15 protein-coding genes are annotated in these 20,832 nt (G+C 43.5%); 4 read left to right on the top strand and 11 right to left on the bottom strand.

Annotated features, from left to right (window positions below; all coding sequences use genetic code 11):
• Positions 1–170: 170 nt before the first annotated feature.
• Positions 171–812, bottom strand: a complete 642-nt coding sequence (locus EXU57_RS01290) for a beta-L-arabinofuranosidase domain-containing protein (RefSeq protein WP_133266350.1) — start codon at positions 810–812, stop codon at positions 171–173.
• 704 nt (positions 813–1,516) lie between these two features.
• Between EXU57_RS01290 and EXU57_RS01280 the strand changes: the two genes are divergently transcribed.
• Positions 1,517–2,263 (top strand): IclR family transcriptional regulator, encoded by a 747-nt coding sequence (locus EXU57_RS01280; protein WP_133266349.1) that lies wholly within the window; start codon positions 1,517–1,519, stop codon positions 2,261–2,263.
• Between the two features lie 631 nt (positions 2,264–2,894).
• Here EXU57_RS01280 and EXU57_RS01275 read toward each other — a convergent pair.
• From EXU57_RS01275 to EXU57_RS01265, 3 genes are all read right to left on the bottom strand, one after another.
• Positions 2,895–4,013: a two-component regulator propeller domain-containing protein gene (locus EXU57_RS01275; RefSeq protein WP_207955353.1), complete on the bottom strand. Its 1,119-nt coding sequence runs from the start codon at positions 4,011–4,013 to the stop codon at positions 2,895–2,897.
• A gap of 10 nt (positions 4,014–4,023) precedes the next feature.
• Complete coding sequence (locus EXU57_RS01270) at positions 4,024–4,659, bottom strand: YceI family protein (protein ID WP_133266348.1); 636 nt, start codon at positions 4,657–4,659, stop codon at positions 4,024–4,026.
• 469 nt (positions 4,660–5,128) lie between these two features.
• Positions 5,129–6,226 carry a two-component regulator propeller domain-containing protein gene (locus EXU57_RS01265; protein WP_133266347.1) on the bottom strand — a complete coding sequence of 366 codons (1,098 nt, stop codon included), beginning with the start codon at positions 6,224–6,226 and terminating at the stop codon, positions 5,129–5,131.
• Positions 6,227–6,674: 448 nt separating this feature from the next.
• Between EXU57_RS01265 and EXU57_RS01260 the strand changes: the two genes are divergently transcribed.
• A complete protein-coding gene (locus tag EXU57_RS01260) occupies positions 6,675–7,811 on the top strand; it encodes a winged helix-turn-helix domain-containing protein (protein WP_207955352.1) in 1,137 nt (378 codons plus the stop codon).
• Positions 7,812–8,110: 299 nt separating this feature from the next.
• Here EXU57_RS01260 and EXU57_RS01255 read toward each other — a convergent pair whose 3' ends face one another.
• Complete coding sequence (locus EXU57_RS01255; protein WP_133266346.1) at positions 8,111–9,064, bottom strand: DUF1259 domain-containing protein; 954 nt, start codon at positions 9,062–9,064, stop codon at positions 8,111–8,113.
• A gap of 729 nt (positions 9,065–9,793) precedes the next feature.
• Between EXU57_RS01255 and EXU57_RS01250 the strand changes: the two genes are divergently transcribed.
• Entirely contained in the window at positions 9,794–10,969 is a 1,176-nt protein-coding gene (locus EXU57_RS01250; protein WP_133266345.1) for a chromate transporter, read from the top strand.
• 145 nt (positions 10,970–11,114) lie between these two features.
• On the opposite strand, the gene EXU57_RS01245 is transcribed toward EXU57_RS01250, so the two are convergent.
• Complete coding sequence (locus tag EXU57_RS01245; RefSeq protein ID WP_165957992.1) at positions 11,115–11,402, bottom strand: PD40 domain-containing protein; 288 nt, start codon at positions 11,400–11,402, stop codon at positions 11,115–11,117.
• The gene (locus EXU57_RS01240) at positions 11,374–13,002 is read right to left on the bottom strand and encodes a PD40 domain-containing protein (RefSeq protein ID WP_165957991.1); all 1,629 of its coding nucleotides are present in this window, start codon (positions 13,000–13,002) and stop codon (positions 11,374–11,376) included. The genes EXU57_RS01245 and EXU57_RS01240 overlap by 29 nt, the downstream gene beginning before the upstream one ends.
• 727 nt (positions 13,003–13,729) lie before the next feature.
• Here EXU57_RS01240 and EXU57_RS01235 point away from each other — a divergent pair.
• Positions 13,730–14,674, top strand: coding sequence for a Na/Pi cotransporter family protein (locus tag EXU57_RS01235; protein ID WP_133266342.1), 945 nt, complete (start codon positions 13,730–13,732; stop codon positions 14,672–14,674).
• 662 nt (positions 14,675–15,336) lie between these two features.
• Here the strand turns inward: EXU57_RS01235 and EXU57_RS01230 are convergent.
• The 4 genes from EXU57_RS01230 to EXU57_RS25300 all read right to left on the bottom strand — a co-directional run bounded on the left by EXU57_RS01230 (position 15,337) and on the right by EXU57_RS25300 (position 20,737).
• Positions 15,337–18,489, bottom strand: coding sequence for a TonB-dependent receptor (locus EXU57_RS01230; protein ID WP_133266341.1), 3,153 nt, complete (start codon positions 18,487–18,489; stop codon positions 15,337–15,339).
• Positions 18,490–19,213: 724 nt separating this feature from the next.
• Positions 19,214–19,693: a hypothetical protein gene (locus EXU57_RS01225; RefSeq protein ID WP_133266340.1), complete on the bottom strand. Its 480-nt coding sequence runs from the start codon at positions 19,691–19,693 to the stop codon at positions 19,214–19,216.
• A 401-nt stretch (positions 19,694–20,094) separates the two neighbouring features.
• On the bottom strand, positions 20,095–20,472 hold the full coding sequence (locus EXU57_RS25305) for a hypothetical protein (protein WP_243745472.1): 378 nt from the start codon (positions 20,470–20,472) through the stop codon (positions 20,095–20,097).
• A complete protein-coding gene (locus tag EXU57_RS25300) occupies positions 20,453–20,737 on the bottom strand; it encodes a hypothetical protein (protein WP_207955350.1) in 285 nt (94 codons plus the stop codon). Before EXU57_RS25300 ends, EXU57_RS25305 begins: the two co-directional genes overlap by 20 nt.
• Between the last annotated feature and the right edge of the window lie 95 nt (positions 20,738–20,832).

The raw sequence follows: 20,832 nt of genomic DNA, 5'->3' as shown, positions 1-20,832 counted from the left end.
TGAATTAATCTCGGGCTAACCTCCCGAATTGATAATCAATTACCAGGTTCAGGTAGACAACTCGTTTTCTATGCTTTTGATACCCGGTAGTCGACTCATTACATACGATATGTGACGGAAGCAAAAAAAGTCGCAGAAAGGCGACTTTGAGGATGTATATACCGGCTTAGCTATTCCATAGCCACGTGAACGTGCGCATCTCCAGACCCCTGGATGGGGTCATATTCGTGTGGAATCATCGCAATACCTCTTGGAACACTCGACATGCAGCAGGTGATGTTACATCCAAAAGGTTTTTGCCCTTCCAACGGGGTATAATAGCTTACACAACCGGTTTGCGGGTTCTCTGCACCCATAAGGTGATTATATGCCCCCCTTTCCAGTTCATCGAGGTACTGCATTTTACCGGAAAGTAAAAGCAACTGGTAATTCATTTGTATCCATGTAGTGGTTACGCAGCCTTCACCCATATGGTCGTTTACGCCGGCGGGCAGCACATGATCATCTTTGAAATGTTCAAAAGAACATGTTGTTCCGGTAATATACAGGCGGTTTGCGGCAATGTGTTTCCACGATTTTAGCACAGGGTTGTATACGCTTGTGTCGCCGGTGATCTTGTAAAGTTTGATTAAGCCAACAAGGTTCGACATCATCTCATAAGCTTTTGCATTTGCCGTTTTATCAACCCGGCCATCAGTAGCATTCAGCGTTTTAATTAGTGCAGGGCCATCTTTTACGTTGTAGCTGTCCACGATATAATAACAAAAGTCGAGGTACTTCTTATCACCGGTAAACAGGTAAAGATCAGTCATCGGGTCGCTTCTATGCCTGTGAGGTCGCTGGGTTCGAGTGCACCATTTGCGCCTGAAGCCACTACTATACAGTTCTCACCTTGCTCATCAACGGTGATGAGTGCGACACCGGATGGAAGGTTAGCTCAGTTATATTGAATAGTATATCAATAATGTTGTAAATGGAAGAATTTTATTTAGTTCCACCAAACTATTTTGGTGATATTTCTCAACAATGCTGTTCCACCCCGGCACATCAAATTCTTTCCTATCTCCTCCCCCTTCTATGTTATTATGGTTCATCTGCGGGAGCCGTTAAGTACAGGTATACAGCTCCACTGTAGTTATCCGTTTTGCTCCGAACGCATGAAGGCAGGTGCTTTGCTGCATATGTGGTTTTTTATGGCACCAGCAGTAGAAGTTCAATTGGGCTCCGGTTGTGTCACTCCCTTGTACGGCATCTCGTTATTCACCGGGTGATCAGCTAAATTCATGAAACCATGTAAAACAGGAGAATATCCGGGTTTATTGTCAGCCCGGGAAATTATAAAGTGCGTTGAACATACAAATGGAGGTTTATCTCCCTCGCCTTGGAGAAAAGCGGTTCAACCTGCGGCCTCGGTCTAAGAGAAGGCCCGTATAGCAAGTATTTATTTTAAGGCAAGACAAATAATTCAACCTAATTGAACTGTAAATTTTACTAGTTTTACGCGAATTACTTCGCAATGATACAAGTTATTGAAAGAGCCCTTGACATCCTGGAGTTTGTTGCCCAACATGGAAAAGAGCCTGTACAGTTGATTAAGATTGCCGAAAATGCCGGACTCAGTCAACCTACTACCGCCAATATTGTCAAAACTCTGGTAAACAGGAACTACCTGGAACATGTTGGCCGGAAAGAAGGTTACCGTTTAGGCGCGAATGCTTATCAATTAACCGGCAACCTTGCTTATAGCCAAAACCTTATCCTTGCCGCAAAAGATCTCATGGAAGATCTTACCGAAAGTTTAAACGAAACCTGCCTCCTTGCGGTAATCAGGAACAACAAGCGATTTGTTGTTCATACTGTTCAAAGTAACCAGGATCTCCAGGTGCGCACCCGAATTGAGGCCCCGATCTACCAGACAGCCAGCGGCAGGCTTTTGCTTGCGTACCAATCCCAAAAGGATCTCGATAGATTTATACAGGTTGTAGGTATTCCCGATGCCCAACAATGGCCAGGTGTTCAAACCCGGGAGAAGCTCGAAAAGGCGTTGCAGAAGATCAGGGAAGACCAGTTTAGTCATACTGTAAATGCCAATCATATATTAGGTTTTGCCGTTCCTATTTACAAGAATAAACAGGTAGTTGCCAGCCTTAGCGTATACCTTCCTGAAAGCCGGCTTACGCCAGCCCATAAAGCGAACATTACAAAGTTGATGTTGCGCACAGCGAACAAAATAAAAGAACGATTGAATAAAGAAAATGGTTAGCATCAACGAGGTATGCGTAGGTTAGACCGGCTGCTTTAGTCCTTGGCTGGAGTTCTTTTTGACGGAGCAAATCTTTGCAGCTTCCTTGGATGTCCCGGGATAATTGTTGTACTTGTTATATGATTTGTATAAGGATCTGCTATTGTGCTCACTTCTTAAGTGTGCGCCCCGTACACCCGGCAATCTTATAAAGCTTATATCAAAGCTTCAGAAACAAAGTATTACTGAAGATGAATAAAGATAGACTACAGAGCCAACAAGACTCAAATAACTAATTGGCAATGTCGGGAATAATTGCTTACATCCAGTCGTATATGACCAAAACCTCTCTGCTAGACTCAGCCCTGCAAAAGTAAAGGTAGACGCTCTCCAGTGCTAAAAAGGGAACGTTTATACCTTGTGGACAGACCTGGTATCAGGCAAATTGCCGGGTGTTTTAGACCGGCAATAGTGAGGTGTAAGCGTAATTAAAGTAGGGACTTGCAGGGTCTGGCTCAAACAAAAGGGTGTCATATGATCAAGGTCATCCTGGCAGCAATTGTTTGCATGCAATGGAGTACTGCGGATCTCGCGATCTCTATGACGGCTTCCTAAGGTGTGTACTGCCACATGACGAGTCGTTACCTTACAGCTATTGCGGGAAAGGCAGCCAGACAGGCTTTTCCCAAGGCCCTTTTTGTTTGACCTTAGAAAAGCGTGATCCATCAAATCGATAAAGCCCCTGGCCGGTACCCAACCACACATTTCCTGACTTATCTTGATACATACTTTGCACACAGCAATTTAAACCGTTGTCGGGTGTATACACAGTAAACGCTTTTGCATTTGGTAAAGGTATAGAAGGGTCAAATCTTGTTGTACTGCCCCTGGCGGTAACCCAAATCTTACCTGACTGTTCAACGAGTATGCCCCAAAACTCATTTCCCCATAGACCGTCTTTGGAAGTATATTTTGTAAAGGTCTTTCCATCATATTTGCAAATACCATTTTTCATGGTAAACCACATATTACCTGCTTTATCTTCAGCAATCCCACCTGCATAGTTATTGCCTAAGCCTTCTATCTCGTTGAAATTTACAATCGCTTTACCGTCATATCGAAAAACACCTTTATCAAACGAAGCGAACCACATATTGCCCTTTCTGTCTTCCACCATGTCTGCAACACCTATCGGTGGAAGTGATTCGAAAAGCGAGAATGATAAACCGCCTTTACTATCTGCCGATGCGTCGTAACGGTAAACCCCACCGTGTGTGCCTACCCAAATAGTACCCCATTTATCAACAAGGATGCTTTTACGCCCAATCACTAAGTTCTTAAGTCCATCTTTCTCGTTGAAGTTTCTAAATGTTTTCCCATTGTATTTATAAACGCCCTGGTCAGTGCCAAACCAAATATTGCCAACTTTATCTTCAGTAATAGCAAAAACAGTGTTGTTATAAAAACCTTCCGGATGGGAAAAGTAGGTCAAGGTTTTTACATCATACCTAACTGCTCCTTCGCCCATGGTGCCAAACCATAAATTTCCTTTCGAGTCCTGGAAAATACTTCGTATGTATTGACTGACTAAAGTAGTGTCAAAATCCGGCGGCAAGGCAGCAGCCTTAAAGTTTCTTATTACCATCGGACTTGGTTTCGATGTATTTTGGTCTTTAGGAGTATTTGTGTTTACTTGTCCGCTACATGAAGTAATCAATGCAAATAGCAGGAACAGGCCGGAAAAAGGTGCGCACAGTTTCATTGTACTCATTATAGATTTTTTATTTCTTAGTAAATACCAGGTTCAGGCTAACCGGAATATCATTATCAACAAGATGACCTTTCATGCTGTCAAAAAGATTCCACGACTTGGGTTTCTGCTGGAGATTGATATTCCAATTCTCGCGGTTGATGACGAGGTTTGCTTTGGCAGTAATCGTATTGCCCTGTTGTTTCAGGATAGCAGTAAATTCAATGGGTTTGGTCACGTTTTTAATCGTTAGATCGCCGTAAACGCTGAAGGTTGTGCCATTAGGTTCGGCGCGTATCTTGTTTACTACTATGGTGGCAGTCGGGTATCTTGAAACAGCAAAGAACCCCTCGCTTCTCAACTCGTCGTCAACCCTTTCTCTTCCCTCGGGGGAACTTTCGTCAGTACTTCGCATGCTGTTCATATCTATGCTAAAATGACCACGGGTTGGATGGCCCGCAATAACGCCGCTAAGGGTACCGGAATTAAATAAGATGAAACCATGATGGCGGTTGCCGGGAGCGTTCCATAATAGTTTGCTTTGTTTAACATCGAGCTGGTAATCGGGTCCCTGACTCCCTTGCTTTTGCCGGGCATGTGCAGTAAAGAAAATCGATCCGGTCAGTATAATTAGCAGGCTATACAAAAGCTTTTTAATATGTTTCATGGTTTTATTAATTCAATTAGACAAACTTAGGTTGCTCCCTTTTTGCAAGGGCGGTTCGGCCGGTAAGGAGAAGTACTTTTCTGAATAAATGTCTTTGTGACCGTTTAGGGGGTATACTTTAAGTAGTTCTTATGGTGGAATTGCTTAAAACTTTATTTGATGATGATCTTGTGTACTGGTAAGCATTGCTCGGTAGCTGCAGCATTATCTCGATGGTGTTTTCAGCAGTCTTGTTTTTTGATTCCATTCTAAATGGCATTGTACTTTAAATGTCTCCAAACGCTGAACGCATGATTTTTTTTATCAGCTCCTTGCACCCGGATCTTCTATTTCAAATCAGCTAAGGTGACTTCATTAATCGGACAGCTTAATTTACCAACTTATAGCCCTTTTTGAAACTAAAACTGGTAACATCAAAGCGTTCACCACCATACGCCGACCATGTTTGTTGCTTCTTTGTGTTAGTTGTTTATTTTTCTTCAGAAAAGCTTATGAATGATTTCCCATCAAAGCGGTACAAACCGGTATTACTGGTGCCGATCCAAAGGTTGCCCGTTTTATCTTCCAACATTGACCATACACCATTACTCTTTCCAGCTTCCCGCGATAACCATGTTCCGCTATCGATTACCCTATCTTGTACTGTAAAGTGAGTAACAGACTTTCCATCGTAGCTCCAAAGTCCCCCAGCACCTCCAAACCAAAGATTTCCTTTTCTATCTTCAAGCATTCGGGTAATAGGATTAAGAGGATTTGTAGATAAGCCATCCATTTTGATCAATGATTTGCCATCATATCGGTGTGCTCCGGCCCAGTTGGTGAACCAAATATTTCCTTTTTTGTCCTGCAAAGCAGGCCAGGCCCAAGTAAGATCCTTTTGTTCGCTGATTTTGAGGTTGGTTATGGCCTTTCCGTCGTATCGATACACGCCGTCAGTAGCGCGTCCTCCAAACCAGATGTTACCTGCTTTATCTTCCAGGATAGATTCTACGTTATGATTACTACTCATAAAGCCAGGTCCATCTTTTTTTATAATAAAGGGCAAAAAGGTTTTACCATCGTAGGTGTAAACCCCATCAATGGTTGCGAACCATAATTTTCCGCTTTTGTCCTGCATAATGCTGAATACATTGTGGGTATTTCTCTGCGAGTTAGGAGGCATATCTTTTCGCAGCGGAATTTGGACGGTAGCAAATGTGTTACCATCGAAAACATTAAGACCTGCTTCGGTTCCGATCCAAATTTTACCCGATCTATCTTCTAACAGAGAAGTGATCTTGTTACTGTTCAACCCACTATCAATTGTAAACTGCCGGAAAGATTTTCCTTCATACTTATACAGGCCATCACCTGTTCCAAACCAAAGGTCACCAGCTTTGTCCTGCACGCTACCAGAAACATTGTTCCCTTTGGTTCTTCCTATTTTTGGCGGTTCAACAGCTTGTGTTTTTGGCTCACTAACGCTTTCTTTTCGTAGATCTTTGGTGGTTTGTCCGTTGCAGGAACAACAAGAAATGGTTATTGTCAGGAGAAGAAGGCGTCGGATTTGCCCAAGATATCTTTTCATTGTTCAAATTTTAAGTTTTAGTCTTTAGCTGGCTTTTGGTGGCAGTTTAAAAATCGCTGATACACTGGAACGTTCTTTATCAGGTTAACTGAATTTATACCAAAACCCTTTCGGTTTTACTACCCTGCTCGCCAGCCGGGTTGAACTTCAGACTGTTTACATTTACGATGGCCGCTCTCTTTTGATAAGTCACTTTTTCTTGGCCGAAATCTCTTGTCAATATTTTAATAGATCATCACTCGACTTTGCTTGCCCGTTTTTTTGTTTAGACGTCCGGCAATCAAGACCTCACCATCTGGATACAGCCTGGTCAGGGTTGTAGCGATGTCAACTTTCGAAAAGAACATTCTCCCTCTGCGCTCCATAATCCAAATTGATTAACTTCCCTGTCCAAACGTACGGTCGAACCTTGCTGTTACTTGTAAATCAATTGTAAAATGAAGTGTAAATGAGTGTAAATCCCGCCTTTGCAGGCGTTTTTAGTAACCGTTTAGTCATGCGTTATGGTAGTGCGACCATGTTGCTGGCGGCTTTAGTTATTTTTTCGGGTTTTAAAGAACATTCCGGGCGGGACTCACGGGCTAAGCAAGTGAACCTTTTAATTCGCGAGATCGGAAATCGGTTGCTGCTGCAGGCGGGTGACTCAACCTCACGTGTATTGCCCGTTATCGAAACTAAAGAAGGCACTTTTCTGCTCAGGTTCGAAAAGGAACTTGTTTTTAGCCACGATTCACTGATGGTGATGTCTGACGACTTGCTGCCCAAAACTGCGTTCAGATCCGGCTATGCCGTCACAGTACAAGATTGCACGAAACGGGACATTGTTTACGGTTTTCAGGTGAGTAATAGTTCACCCGACATCCTGCCCTGCAAACGCCGGAGTCAACCTCCTGGTTGTTACACAATTGAATTTGCATTTCCGGATTTATATGAGAATGCAGATCGGAAGAATTCTAAAACTTCTTCTTTAACTCAGCCAGTTGACCTCAATCCTCAGGAAGTCAACCCCAGACCTGAAAAAGTAACTACGACAACCGTTGACATCGGGCAGGAGACTAAAGAACTCAAACCAGGCGAAGCTGACCCTAAGAAATTCAATTCACGGCTTGAAGGAGTAAAAACGTCAATCGCAGGCAATCCGTTAAGAGATTTGGTCTATGCTGGCGTATTGGTGTTATTGGCTGGCATCTTGTTTATGGGGCGTTTTGGAAAATCTTTAAGGCGCCTGCCCTTGCAGCGTGGAAATTCTGCTTTTGTAAATGCCCCCGTTCCGGAATTTGCTGCACTTGGGAAATTTTTATTTGACGTGCAGGATCGGCGCCTGCTTTTAGGTACTGACGTGATTAGCCTGACAGATAAGGAATGCAAGGTTCTGGAATTGCTCCACGAAAGTTTCGGGGAACTGATCCCGCGAGAAACGTTGTTGCAGAAAGTTTGGATTGACGAAGGGGTCATCACCGGACGTAGCCTGGACATGTTTGTGTCAAAACTGCGAAAGAAGTTAAGCCCTGATCCCGAACTCAGAATAACGAATATACATGGAAAGGGGTACAAGCTGGAAATACTCGAAGGGCTAAAAATTTAAAGTCCTGGTGAGCCTGAAATCATTTGTCACTGCCTGGCCTTTCCCAGCGTTCCGCGTAATTCTTGCATAAGTTGATCCCGCAGTTCCCTGATCTCCGAAGTGCGCCTAGCATTTTTACGGCGAAACCTGTCTTTTGAAAGCTGGTCAACCCGGAAACGTTTTGGAGCTAATCGGTACTTGCCGGATTTCAGATCTGTAGTATGGTAGACCTAATGTGTGTCCTGACATTGACATTTCCTTAACCCCCCTGGCACTGTCGATCGAAGTACATAACTTGACCATCTCCAGTAAGGCCATTTTTAATGCATGCCCATCCGCATGGTATTTTTCCCTGTTGCATTCAGTGCTGTCCTGAGGCCTCGTGCTAATTGTTCCGCATTGCCAACGCCCCAATAATGTAAAAAGAACGTGCGCGGCTTTTCATGTACCATATGATTATGCAGGGCAACCACTTCAATACCATTTTCAATTAATGCTTTCAAAACGGGCTCAACTTCGTCCTCCAGCATTGTAAAGTCGCCAGCCACGGCAGCTTTGTCCGGTGTTCCCTGGAAAGCTGCCCAGGTATTAAAACCCAGGAAGGTACTTACAGGCACGCCATGTTCAGTAAGCTTAACATCCGGACGGCCGATGGTGTATTTATATACTCCTTTAGTCATTTCCCCTTTGTGGCCAATTAGCTCATCCAATCTTTTTGTATCTAATGTATTGACAACCGCTTCTAATGAAGCAGTGCCGGCAGACGGGTTTGTCTTTCGTACTTCTTTAACCTTATCCAGCACAGCTCTGGTTTTTTGTGCCATCATCTCGGTACTTCCTGAGCCACCCATGTGCATAAACATGATGTTGGGGTGGTTACGGACAAAGTGGTTGTGAATGGCAGTGGTTGTTAGACCTTGCTTGATAATCTCCTGCTGTACTATCTTTAAGTCGTCTTCAGTTACTACAATATCTCCCATTACCATTACTCCGTTTTTCGATGGGGTAAATGCGACCCAGGTACTAAGACCCATGGCAGGTATTATCTTAAAACCGTCTACGAGTACGCTAAGGTCATTTTGTGGAATCGTTATCTTGTATTCCCCGTTGTTGCTCTTTCCTTTTATAGCCACAATCTGCTCAATAGCTGCAGTGTCAATTGGCTTGAAGTTTCTTTTGTGTTTTTGAGCAAAAACATCCTGAAAAATGGTTGATGCTGATACGGCCAGTAAAAAGGCCAGTAGCTTAAATTCACATCGATAAGTTGCCTGCATAGTAGTTGCTTGTGTTCTCGTGAACCGAAGGACAATAATCTCCAAAGGTGTTATCAAATATATGACCCATTTTATAGTAATTTGACATAAACTAGCTTCGGTAGTGCACCCCCTTCTTGCGGCGTCGAAAAGCTGACCGTTGGCAACAGTTGTTTATTCAATTGGTATTGGATTTAATTTCAGTTCAGCAAGTATTCGACTTCCTGGCAGTAGTAAAACCCTTTACTATTCCATGAAGGTTAAAACAAAACTTGAGGCAATTCAACTGGTCTCTGCATTTTACTCTCATGGAGCCGGTAGACCTAAGCGATCAAAGAAAGACCGATTGCTTAACCCATATTTTTTCCACCTTTGTAAACAATTGCGGAGTTCATGTATGTTCTCGGATGGACAGGCTTTGTACAAGCCGGGGGTTATAAACTATACCCCACAGAATTCCCGGAGCTGAATATTCAGATGAAATGAGTATTGTACTTTTGAAAACATCATAATAAATTAGAACCTGGCTGATCCGTATCAGCCGATAGCTATCATCGTTTTGCGTGTGAATACAGATCGCTTGACCTTGCTCCGCAGGCGGCAGGCGTTTGGCAATTCCTGCTGGACTTTCCAAAAATGAGCAATCGACTATGACATACTTGCTATGGGTATGAAGACACGTGTTGGTAAATAAAGGCATGCTTAACATAGGACAAGACGAAAACACATGTTGCAACCAAAATCAGCCGAATGGAAGAAAACAAAATGACACCGGTCTATGAACTAAAAGCGTTGATAGGGTACTTCTTCAAACTTGGCTATGCTGGGTTTGGAGGCCCGGTAGCACTGGTCGGATATATGCATCGGGATCTGGTAGAAGATCGTAAGTGGATCTCCGAAGAGGATTATAAAGACGGTTTGGCTTTAGCACAACTTGCCCCCGGGCCGCTGGCAGCACAGCTGGGGATCTATTTAGGGTATGTCCACTACCGGACCTTAGGTGCAACGCTATGCGGTTTAGCTTTTATACTACCCTCATTTTTTATGGTTGTCGCTTTCGGAATTGCCTATAGAGCGTTTGGAGGGTTACCCTGGATGCAAGCTATTTTCTACGGAGTAGCTGCAGCTGTAGTAGGTATTATCATCATTAGCAGTTTTAGGCTCACTGAAAAGTCTATCAGCAAAATAAACATAAAGTCACTGGCCGAAAAATGGATGCTTTGGTTATTCTTTTTTTTAGCCGCGCTTATCACTATCCTTACAGAGAAGGAAGAGGTCTTATTGTTTGTAGCAGCAGGGTTGATCTATATGTTAGTAAAAAGTCCGCCTAAATGGTTTAAGAAACCTGCCGTATCAAACGTGATACTTCTTTTTGGGACTGGTTTTTGGCAATTTGAGACGGATACATTGGGTCAAATTGCGTGGTTTTTTACAAAGGCTGGTGCTTTTGTATTTGGCAGTGGCCTGGCAATCGTTCCATTTCTACACACCGGTGTTGTTACTGAGTATCATTGGTTGAATGAACACGAGTTTATCGACGCGGTAGCTGTTGCTATGATAACACCCGGTCCTGTCGTAATTACGGTAAGTTTCATTGGCTACCTTGTTGCGGGTTTTCCCGGTGCTTGTATCGCTGCCTTTGCTACCTTTTTGCCTTGTTACCTTTTTACAATCCTTCCAGCTCCGTATTTCAAAAAACACGGCAGGAACCCAAGCATTAAGGCTTTTGTAGATGGGATAACAGCGGCAGTTGTAGGCGCGTTGGCAGGAGCAGTCATAGTTATTGCTCTCCGAACCATTATAGACCTTCCGACTGCTGCGATAGCTTTAATCACTGCTATTATCCTGCTAAAAACAAAGAAAGTCAAAGAGCCCCATATTATCTTAATCGCGGCACTCGTTGGGATGGCGCTTAAGTTGATTTGATAGCCGCCTGTTTGCTTTACGGCTTTGACTCCAAAGCCACTTTAATCCGGGTCAACTTTGCTTGATAAGACGCTAACTAAGCATATGGTCTAAGCCTTAAATTGTGCCTTGAAATTCGCTGATCTTTTAGCTAAACCAACGAAATCTATTTAGCATAATAGCCCCAAAAAGGCATCCCGTCTTCCCATTTATCATGTGTTAATTGAATCGGTGGTTTGTCGCTGCCAATTTTCTTAATAAAAACCTCTCCATACGGTTGGGGGTTAAATCCGCAAAGAGGAAACTCATCATACATAAAGGCTCTGGAAGAAACAAACACAACCCATTTACCATCCGGTGAAAACCGCGGATGCAAATCTAGTTTGTCGGTAACGGCATCAAGCGGCACTCCTTTATCGTTTGGATTATTGACCTCCTGTACATAAATGTTCAAGGCATTTGTCATTGCATTTTGACGACAATAAACGATCCACTTGCCAATCAGGGGAGATGGCGGGCATGGTTTCCGTTTCGGGTGTGTGGGTCTTTTGTCTTAGATTCTTCCCCTCACAATCCATCAAAAAGATGTCTTTATTTTCTTTCCCGTTTTCGTTTTTAACGCCGCGGAAAACAATCCAATTACCATCATATGAAACATCTGGAAAAGCATTATTACCCGGCATGCTGGCGGTTAAGTTAACAGGTGCTGTGCCGTCGTATTTTACCTTCCAGATATCAACTTTTTCCCCGGAACCGGCAAACCTGGCTCCGGAACCGAAAATGATCCATTTTTTATCCCGGGTTACAACAGGGGTCCAGGCAAAACCGTTTTTCGAAGTAAACAGGGTCCGATAACTATTGCCGTTTAGATCGCAGGTAACAATAGGTGAAGACCCAAGCGACTTTTCATACGGCGTAAACTCATTGACCCATTCGGCCGAGATAATTTCTTTGCCGTCGGCAGTTAGCGTGGGCGTGTATCCCCTGATCCCGCCAATCAAAAGTTTTTCATTATCAACGGTAACTTCCCGGATGGTTTGAGGGCGGGCAAATGTTTCGCCATTCGATTTTTTGTTCATTCCCTCGATTGGTCCATTTCCGTACAGCAGGATCTGGTTTCGGGTGTTTATTTTGGGGTGGTAATAGTTAATGTTAGCCGTTTTCAAGAGAATCTTCTTTCCCCCTTTCGCATCGGTTTTTGCCAGGTAAAAGTATTGGTTGATTCTTCTATGTGACAATGTCGTTAAGCTATCATCCCGCTGAACATAGACTACTTCATTACCGGAATTTATGGCGGGGCTAAAGGCATGGCTAAATGTATCAGTCACAAAACTCGTTCTCTTGCTGGCGAGATCCATCACCATTATGCCACCTGTTTTACCGACGCCCTTGATGACATCGCTGAGGTCCTTGTAGTAATAAAGATTGGTTCCGGTCTGATCCCAGCATGGCGAACCATATATGGCTTTAGTATCCGTTAACTGTCGGAGATTTTTCCCGTTTTTATCAACTACATAGATATCTGTCCAATCAGGCCATACATAGTCTAGCTCTCCCTTATTCTTGAACCGTTGTATAGCCGCTTGATTGGAAGAAAAAGCAATCTGCTGTCCATCCGGGGAAAAGACCGGGTTAAATTCGCCATACTCTTTCGTTTCAGTGACTGCTCTGGCTTCCTGTTCCGTTTTTGATGAAGGAGCTAATGCATTGAAGGGCATTATCCAAAGCGAGGCATTGCCGCTGCGGGTACTCATAAAAACAATCTGCTTACCGTCCGGAGAAAAAGTTGCCTGGTCATCTACTCCTTTATCGGTTGTCAGGCGTATACTATGCTCATCTGTTTTACCATTTTGCAAGGCATACAAATCCGTATTGCCATTATGTTCAGAGGTATAAACAATCCATTTATTACCTGGTGAAAAGCTGGCATTGTAATCCATCCCCTTATGGTTGGTTATTCGTTTGGGAACGGTGCTATTTTCTTCCAGTAAAAAAATATCATACTGTTCGGGTTGCAAAGTAGTATATACAATTGCCTGCTGGCGTGATGACATTTTTTGATTACCTAAAAGAAGTATAAAAATGATAGGCAAGAAATGTTTAAGACGTATCATAATTGAGCATTTTAAAACTTACCCAGGAAGGTTTGCGGCAGTACCGATCATGGTTTTATAGATGCTTTAAATTACCCTTTATTTCCTTAAGATAGTACCTTAATTTAATTAACTAAAAAGCAGACGATCGTCGAGCGATATATGTACCCCAACTCATAATTTTCAATTGTCGACCCTGCTAATCACCTTAAGAGCACTGCCTTTACTATCATTATCATGTTTGGCCTTCAGGGTGAACAGATTGTACGTATCTCAAAACCTTGCCCATCTATCGTACACGAACCATCTTGTAAAACCATATGACTCAAGAGATCTACAGACTTTACCTGCTCACGCCGCCGAAATGCTTAGAAAAGAATTTGAATAATACTTCGAATTGGTTTCCAATAGAGAAAACTCATGATCAAACATTAAAGGCGGCGGAACCATTTACCTCCAGTGAGCCTGCAGTTAGAGATGTTTATCCCAATCCACTCCAAGTGGTAACTGATCACTAAATTAAATCTGTCGAAGTCTGTAATGATCTGTTGACTCTGCAGTGAAGCTGACTGATAAAACCAGGGAAGCCTGTCACAGTTTAGGCTTAAGAAGAATCTGAACACAAGTAAGCAAATGGGGTAACAATAAGATAACGTTGACCAACTTAGAAGTTCTTTTACCTTTTAAGATGGAAATCATTTTACTAGTTATTGGTGGCTTGAGCCTGTTTCTCTTTGCGGTCAACAATCTTTCTGAAACCCTTAAAGAACTACTAGGCGAAAAATCCAAAAAATGGATGAGCTATCTTACCAAGAACCTGCTTGCCGGCATACTTACCGGTGCAGTGGTGACTATTCTTTTAGACTCTTCTTCAGCCGTCATAATAATGACCATAGTATTAGTGAACTCCGGAATGATAACCTTTCGACAATCAATGGGTGTGGTCATGGGTGCAAATATTGGTACCACTATTTCAAGCCAGATTATTGCGCTCGATATTGGCCAATGGTCCCCTATTCCCATTTTTGTGGGCCTGGTATTAAGTTTTTTTGCTAAGAAAGCAGAAGTGTCCGCTACTGCCAAGGTGATCATCTATTTTGGCATTTTATTCTTTGGTTTGTACACGATGGAGAGAGCAGTAGAGCCTTTAAAAAACCATGAGCAATTTATCAGTTGGATGACGCGGTTGGAAAATCCGCTAGTCGGATCGGGAACCGGCGCGCTGGTGACACTTATAATTCAATCATCATCAGCCACGGTCGGCATGGCAATCACACTTGCGAAAAAAAGCTTATTGACGCTGCCAGCCGGGATCGCCGTTATGCTTGGGGCGGAATTGGGAACATGCTCAGATACACTGTTGGCAACTATTAGATCGGATCGCCAAGCCATTAAAACGGGTGTATTTCATTTTACGTTTAATCTCATCTGCATCTGCCTTGGCCTTATTACATTTAATAGCTACATACAACTCATAAATTATATATCAGGAACCGCGTCCATTGAACAGAAAATAGCCACGTCTCACATGCTTTTCAATCTTGCCGGCGTAATATTATTTATTCCTTTCGTTCCGTTGATTGAGCAAGTTCTTAATAAATGGCTGCCTGAAAAGGCTAAAGCTGTTTCTTGATGCGACCCTAGTTGAAGTTGATACCAAACATTGTGGACCCAATAGCCGCTTATGGCTTTGTAATGGTTACGCTGGTCGGACTTCAATTTTAATTGCCTCTTTTTTGGTGACTCATCATTATATACCGGAGCTATGCGAGTCGACAACGACCGCTCAGTCCCAAAGTCTGCCACTCATTTAGTTTATTTTACTTCGGTGGATGACCCTAAGCAATTGAACACAAGATCATTCATGCTATACTTGTGAATAACCCCGGGAGCTAATCTATTAGGTATTAATCTCGATACGGTTGATGATCATCCACTGCCGGATAGGAGGTCAACACATTGTTCCCTAACGATATCATCAGTCAATCTGCTGGGTTTTAGATTGCACCCCGCATCAATGTAGTTTCGTAATGTGATTAAGACCTGGTGCAAAAGCGCGGGTGAATATCAAGCGTTGATACGAGAACCTTGCGATAAGGAAGGTCATTGGAGATTTTATATGATGTAATAGAAAAGTACCTCAGCCAGGAGAATAAGCAACCTATACTGGATTATTAGGAGCAAGTGAACCGGAGCATATAACAATAAAGTGGTGCCCAACTATTAGCTGGGCACCACTTATTAATGACGCATAATCGATTTAATGGCGATAATGCTCGAGATTACAAAAACGACTTAAAAGCTGTACCGTAATCCAACTTGCGCCTGGAAAGGAGTACCGCCTAAAGGCGACACGCCAGAAGTCGTGTTGACGCGATACCCAAACGTGGCTGCTTCGGTGTTGAAAGAAGTTACATTATAGATATTCTGCTTACCTAAGTTCCGATTTACACCCCGCTTTTTGTTAAAGGTGTTTGCCACATTGAAAAGGTCCATCGACAACTCTACGCCGTGCTTTCTATGTATCATCACCTTTTTAGCCAGGCGCAAGTCGAAGGTGCCAAAGAAGCCATTAATACCGCCGTTGCGTTCGGCAATTTCACCAAAGCTGCGGGTAATATAATCCTTTAGACTTTGCTCCACGTCGGGGTTGTCCAGTATGGCATTAATACCATCGGCAATATACTTAGGAGTGGAAGGATTCTTTGGATCGTAGATGTAAGCAAGGTCGTTGGAGTTCACAAAGTCACCGTTCATGTTGCCGGCCACTGCCAGGGAGTAACGTGTGCCACCTATTCCCGAGAACCGAAGACCAAGCGTGATACCCTTAATACTTGGTGCATTCGCATATACCACCACCTTGGTTCTAAATTGATTATCGGCATAAGCCATGTTGCGCAAGTCGCGGGGATCATCTTTTACCATAAGGTTAAGGGTAGCTGTGTTAGCTACGTTACCATTGTAGGAAGTATTGTCCCGGCTGTCACTCCAGGTGTATGATGCCGTAATCTGGCCATCCTTGTAATAACGGTAGGTTCCATCTACTACAATCGCGTACTGGTTCTTCTTACCATCGCTGATCAATTCCAGAACGCGGCCGAGTGTGTTTGTTTTACGGCTGTTTACCCAATTCGCTACCCCATTTCGGTTATTGATCGTAGCAGCTGGCACATAAACCCCCCGGTTTGCTTCCTGCTCAATGGTAAAGAAAGGTTGGTCAACCATGTTGCGGTCTACATACATATAATTCTTACGAGCAAGGGTGGCATAAGCACTCACACCCATTCGCAGCTTTGTGCCAAAAATATGATTATAGGTAAGGCTGGCCTTGTACACCGTAGGCACCTTAACATCCTTACTGTTAGTGTTTATTGTTACCAACTTCTCAACGCCTGGTATATCAAATAATTCTTTGCCGGGTGCCGTGGTGGGATCCTGGCGATAACCAATGAAATCAGGTGAAGGCAGGTTGGTCGTCAGATCCACCGAAGCCACCTTTGTGCCATCAAACAGGATGTTGTTGATCATCGAGTATGGGTTCAGGTTAGATCCAAAAATACCTGCACCGAAACGGATAAAGTCCGTTTTCTTTTCGCTTACATCCCACATTAATTCAAATCGGGGTTGCAATTGGGTAGTATTGATCTTGTTACTGGTATTTATATTCAGCTGCTTATCAGCTATGGCGTTATAATCAGCTCCGTTCAGGTATTGGGTATTGTCCACCCGGATCCCCGCCAGCAGGTTTACACCCCTGCCCAGTTTCGTTTCCATTTGGGCGTAAGCGCCTGAAGCCATTTGATGAAGTATGGTAGATGGATCATCAACAATTGCTATTTCCCGCACATACCGATAAGGAGTCCTGTTCTGGAAATTGTCGAGTCCGGTAAAGAAGAAACGGCCGTTCATCTCACTTCCATACACGTTATGCATGCGGGTGTACATTAAGTCAACTCCAAAGGTATATTTCACCCTGGAGGTGTTCAGGTATAGGTTGTTTACGGCCTGGTACACGGTTCCTTTAAACCACTCGGGAGAGAAACGCTGCCCACCAATCTGGATAGAGTTGGTGTAGGTGGTTCCATTTTGACCGGTTGAGGTAACGTTTTCAACAATCGCCCTCGGTATACTTGCCGACGGCAGCTCCGGGCTGGGGATTACAAATTCGTGCTGAAGAAATTGCTGTGCTTTGAACTCATTAGTGAGTTTGGGATTAATGGAAGTGCGCAAGGAAAGAATCAAGCTATTGTTCATCTTCTTGCGATCAATATAGGACTCGATAGCGTTTATACCCGAATTGTCTCCTTCTGAAAGGTTATCGGTTTCAGATACGTAGTTGTTGCGAATAGAAAGGAGATTTTTGCTGTTCAGCTGCCAGTCAATTCTTCCAAACAGTGCGTCGGTAGAGCGGCGCTTATCAAATGACCCAAACTGTTCGGTATTTCCTACGCCGTACTTTTCGCGGGCAACCTGGGTGAAGCGCTCCAGTGTGCTTTCGGTCACCCGGAAAGCAGCTTCATCAGCTGGTGTCCGGATGTCTGCATTGTTCAATGGCCGCGAATCTTGCTGATGGTCCCACACAAAGAAGAAATGTGCTTTATCCTTGACAATAGGGCCACCCATAGAAACACCATACTGTGCTGTTGAGAAAGGCTGGTTTCTCTTGTTTCCACGGATATCGTAAGAGCTGGATAACTTATTATGGCGCAGAAAGCCAAAGACACTACCGGAGAAGGTATTTGTGCCCGATTTGGTTACCGTGCTAATGGTACCACCACCGGCGCGTCCTTCGGTTACATCATATTCATTGTTCACTACTTTAAACTCACGAATGGCTTCGATCGAAATGGAATAGGCCCCTGAGGTGTTACCACCTGCAATAGTGCCTCGAGCTGTCATACCATCAATGGTAAAGTTGGTAGAGGACTGCAATTGTCCGCCGATGCTGGTGCCATTGGCCACCGGTGACAGGTCAATCAGGGTAGTAAAATTGCGTCCATTCACCGGTAAGGTGTTCAGGTCTTTTGGGGAGATGGTGGTGGCGGCTCCCACATTGGCAACATTGCGGCGTAGCGTATTGGTGGTAACCACTACTTCTGTAAGCGTGCCTTCGCTTCTGATCAGGTCAAAACCAATATCAATGCGATCGCCCTGATTTAAGGTGATGCCTGTCTTTTTTTCCGACTTAAAGCCTACGAAAGACACGGTGATGGAATAAGGGCTGCCCAGGGGAAGCTGATTGAAGATATAACCCCCTTCTTTGTTGGTTAGCGTAGTGGCGGTAAAACCAGTAGACTCGTTTTTTACTGATAAGGTTGCGCCCTGAACGGGTCCATCCGGGCTTGACACCATGCCGAGTACAACAGCCTGGGTTGCATTTTGCGCCCATGAGAAAACAGGGCTCAGCAGGAAAATTAAAACCACCGAAATAGTAAACTTTGATCTCATTTTTATAATTGTTGATTATAGCAGGTAATTCCCACCAGGAAAAAAGATCGGAATACGGGTGCATAGCATGCCGCATATATGGCACGTCCAGGGCATAACACTTTTGCACCTGCAGTTGATGCCGCTTTCGTTTAAAGGGCAAACTGAATGATTCGATGTAACCTTATAATGAAGGGAATGTGACGGTTATGTTAATTCAACAATAGAGCTTGCTGTTTCAAAAAGTCTTTCACTAACACGATTACCCAGGTAACTTCAATATAGTGCTGGCACACAGCTTTACTTAGCGATGAAATGAACCGGGGCTTTTTTGTAAACGACTTGTTCAATACGATCATTTGACCGTTGTTATGAGCAGAGAGATAGCAACCTCAGCGCTCGTTATGACGGGGAGTTTAACTAAAAGAATTTCTGAATCGGCATTACAAGAGCAATACATTAAAGAAAGGGCTAAAGACCTTGCATTAGCGGATGAAATGGCACCGAACATTTCCAGTCGGCAATATGTAAAGGAAGGCAGAAGCCTAGTTCAGCTTTGAAAATCAGTATAGCCGACTGACCATAATTGTAGGTATTTAAGGCAGCCTTATTGAGGATGCCCCGGTCCTACTTAGCGATTTTAGTAAGCGGGATGGGGTGGATCGTATGTTGGATCATCAACACTGTAAGCAATGCATAAAGCTCCGGTTGTGTACCGGATGACGAGGGTTTCCCGAGTCGGAAGCTACTCAGAACCAAAATTAGTTTTGTTGTAGATAGAACGCTGCCTGAGCGCCTGCAAACTATAGCTTTCGGTATGTTGCAGGTATTCAATTTGTAACTCTTCGCCGCGCGTTTTGTATTCATCCCTGCGCACCTTTAGCCTTACGGTGCAATTCTGTCCTGAGTCGTCAACCCCCGAAAAAACCATAGTTGTACTATCCTTCTCAAAACTGGGCGACTTCATGTCGCCTGATATCGAAATCGTTTTTTTAACATGAAACGTGTCGGTACTAAACATTCCCGTCGATCTGAATAGAATCCTTTTTTGGTCGAGGTCGAAATGTATATGCATTTGTTGAAGCATTCTTTCTTTAACCCTCGTTACATTACCATTCATATCTTTCTGAGCAACAGAAAAACCCAGGGATAAAAATGTAACAGCCTGGGCTTTTAGGCCAACAATAAACAAAACGCAAAGCAGGGTAAGTGTTATCCTTCTCATCGTATGGACTTCTTTATATTAAAGTTAGATAAAAAGAAGTATCTCTGGGTACCGGTCATACCCTCTTTGCAATTGAAAGTTTACCTGGCGTTATAATCTTTAACTACTAACGTTCTTCTCAGCCAGGTTAGCTGATAAAGTGATTGCGACGTTCGTCTTGATGAAGCCGGGCAGTCGACAATGATGCAAATTGGCATCGTGAATGCAAATCCATATAAAAGGGGCAAACACATCGTTTTTGAAAGCGTTAGCGTGTTTACGCTAGTGGATTATTATCGCTGGTTAACCAAAGCTATTCAGTACATTAAAGCCCGATGATCATACACTGAACTTTATTCCCATTAGTTGCAATCAGAAATCGTCCCAGCTTCCGGTGTCTTTTAAACGTTCTGTTCCGTTAATCATAAACTTCGCTTGGTGCTTTCAAACCTAATGAACTCGGGCAAGTAATCAGGGGTACACCCTTTTGATAACTTGTCGCCTTTGTAAAGACCGGTTCTGTGTCCAATTTCAATACAGCGCCTTCGATATTTTATATCAAAAACCCCAATCCATCCTGCCGTGAAATTCATTGCCCATTGTACTTCCGATTTTTCGCTTGCTATCTGTTTTTCAATTGTAGAAAGCAATGCTTCTGTATTTGGAGGAGGTGTTTGTCCGAGCCAACGCAAGCGAGCCTGGTAATACCAATATACACGTCTTTGTAGTGAAGAAGGGCTGTTTTGCCAGGACTCCATAAGCGTTATGGTCTTCTTGTCTTTAGAAAGTTGGTTTGCCATCAACCAGTCCACCAGGTTGATTTCGTTCATCAATTGGATGATCCTGCATGTCCTTGTCAAGCTTATCTATGAAATCCTGCGTAAGCAGCTTATTGTTCAAAATAAGGATCGCGAGTTGGCGCGGCAAAAGTTCACGCGTTGACCATAGTTCCATCGCCAGTTCATGATCCTTCTTAATTTCCCTGGCCATTTTCCGCAAGTCGCCCAACCTGGTTTCGCTATTAATTTGACCCAGGATGTTTTCAGCCTTCGAAGACAGTATCATCTCAATCTCTTCTGTTTTTTACCAGCGACAAACAAGATGCCTGGTCATTATGCTTTTCAATGTTGCAGAATAAGAAAAGCCATCACCCTGGTTCA

The organism is Segetibacter sp. 3557_3 (genome assembly GCF_004354985.1).
In the GTDB taxonomy this organism is placed as follows: domain Bacteria; phylum Bacteroidota; class Bacteroidia; order Chitinophagales; family Chitinophagaceae; genus Segetibacter.
This window is presented reverse-complemented; position numbering and strand designations above follow the sequence as displayed.

What these genes read in the sequence shown, in the direction of transcription:
- EXU57_RS01255 (WP_133266346.1), bottom strand. Translation starts at nt 9,064, where the DNA reads ATGCAGGCAACTTATCGATGTGAATTTAAGCTACTGGCCTTTTTACTG.
- EXU57_RS01235 (WP_133266342.1), top strand. Translation starts at nt 13,730, where the DNA reads ATGGAAATCATTTTACTAGTTATTGGTGGCTTGAGCCTGTTTCTCTTT.
- EXU57_RS25300 (WP_207955350.1), bottom strand. Translation starts at nt 20,737, where the DNA reads ATGATACTGTCTTCGAAGGCTGAAAACATCCTGGGTCAAATTAATAGC.
- EXU57_RS25305 (WP_243745472.1), bottom strand. Translation starts at nt 20,472, where the DNA reads ATGGCAAACCAACTTTCTAAAGACAAGAAGACCATAACGCTTATGGAG.
- EXU57_RS01240 (WP_165957991.1), bottom strand. Translation starts at nt 13,002, where the DNA reads ATGTCATCACGCCAGCAGGCAATTGTATATACTACTTTGCAACCCGAA.
- EXU57_RS01270 (WP_133266348.1), bottom strand. Translation starts at nt 4,659, where the DNA reads ATGAAACATATTAAAAAGCTTTTGTATAGCCTGCTAATTATACTGACC.
- EXU57_RS01260 (WP_207955352.1), top strand. Translation starts at nt 6,675, where the DNA reads ATGAGTGTAAATCCCGCCTTTGCAGGCGTTTTTAGTAACCGTTTAGTC.
- EXU57_RS01250 (WP_133266345.1), top strand. Translation starts at nt 9,794, where the DNA reads ATGGAAGAAAACAAAATGACACCGGTCTATGAACTAAAAGCGTTGATA.
- EXU57_RS01280 (WP_133266349.1), top strand. Translation starts at nt 1,517, where the DNA reads ATGATACAAGTTATTGAAAGAGCCCTTGACATCCTGGAGTTTGTTGCC.
- EXU57_RS01265 (WP_133266347.1), bottom strand. Translation starts at nt 6,226, where the DNA reads ATGAAAAGATATCTTGGGCAAATCCGACGCCTTCTTCTCCTGACAATA.
- EXU57_RS01275 (WP_207955353.1), bottom strand. Translation starts at nt 4,013, where the DNA reads ATGAGTACAATGAAACTGTGCGCACCTTTTTCCGGCCTGTTCCTGCTA.
- EXU57_RS01225 (WP_133266340.1), bottom strand. Translation starts at nt 19,693, where the DNA reads ATGAGAAGGATAACACTTACCCTGCTTTGCGTTTTGTTTATTGTTGGC.
- EXU57_RS01230 (WP_133266341.1), bottom strand. Translation starts at nt 18,489, where the DNA reads ATGAGATCAAAGTTTACTATTTCGGTGGTTTTAATTTTCCTGCTGAGC.
- EXU57_RS01290 (WP_133266350.1), bottom strand. Translation starts at nt 812, where the DNA reads ATGACTGATCTTTACCTGTTTACCGGTGATAAGAAGTACCTCGACTTT.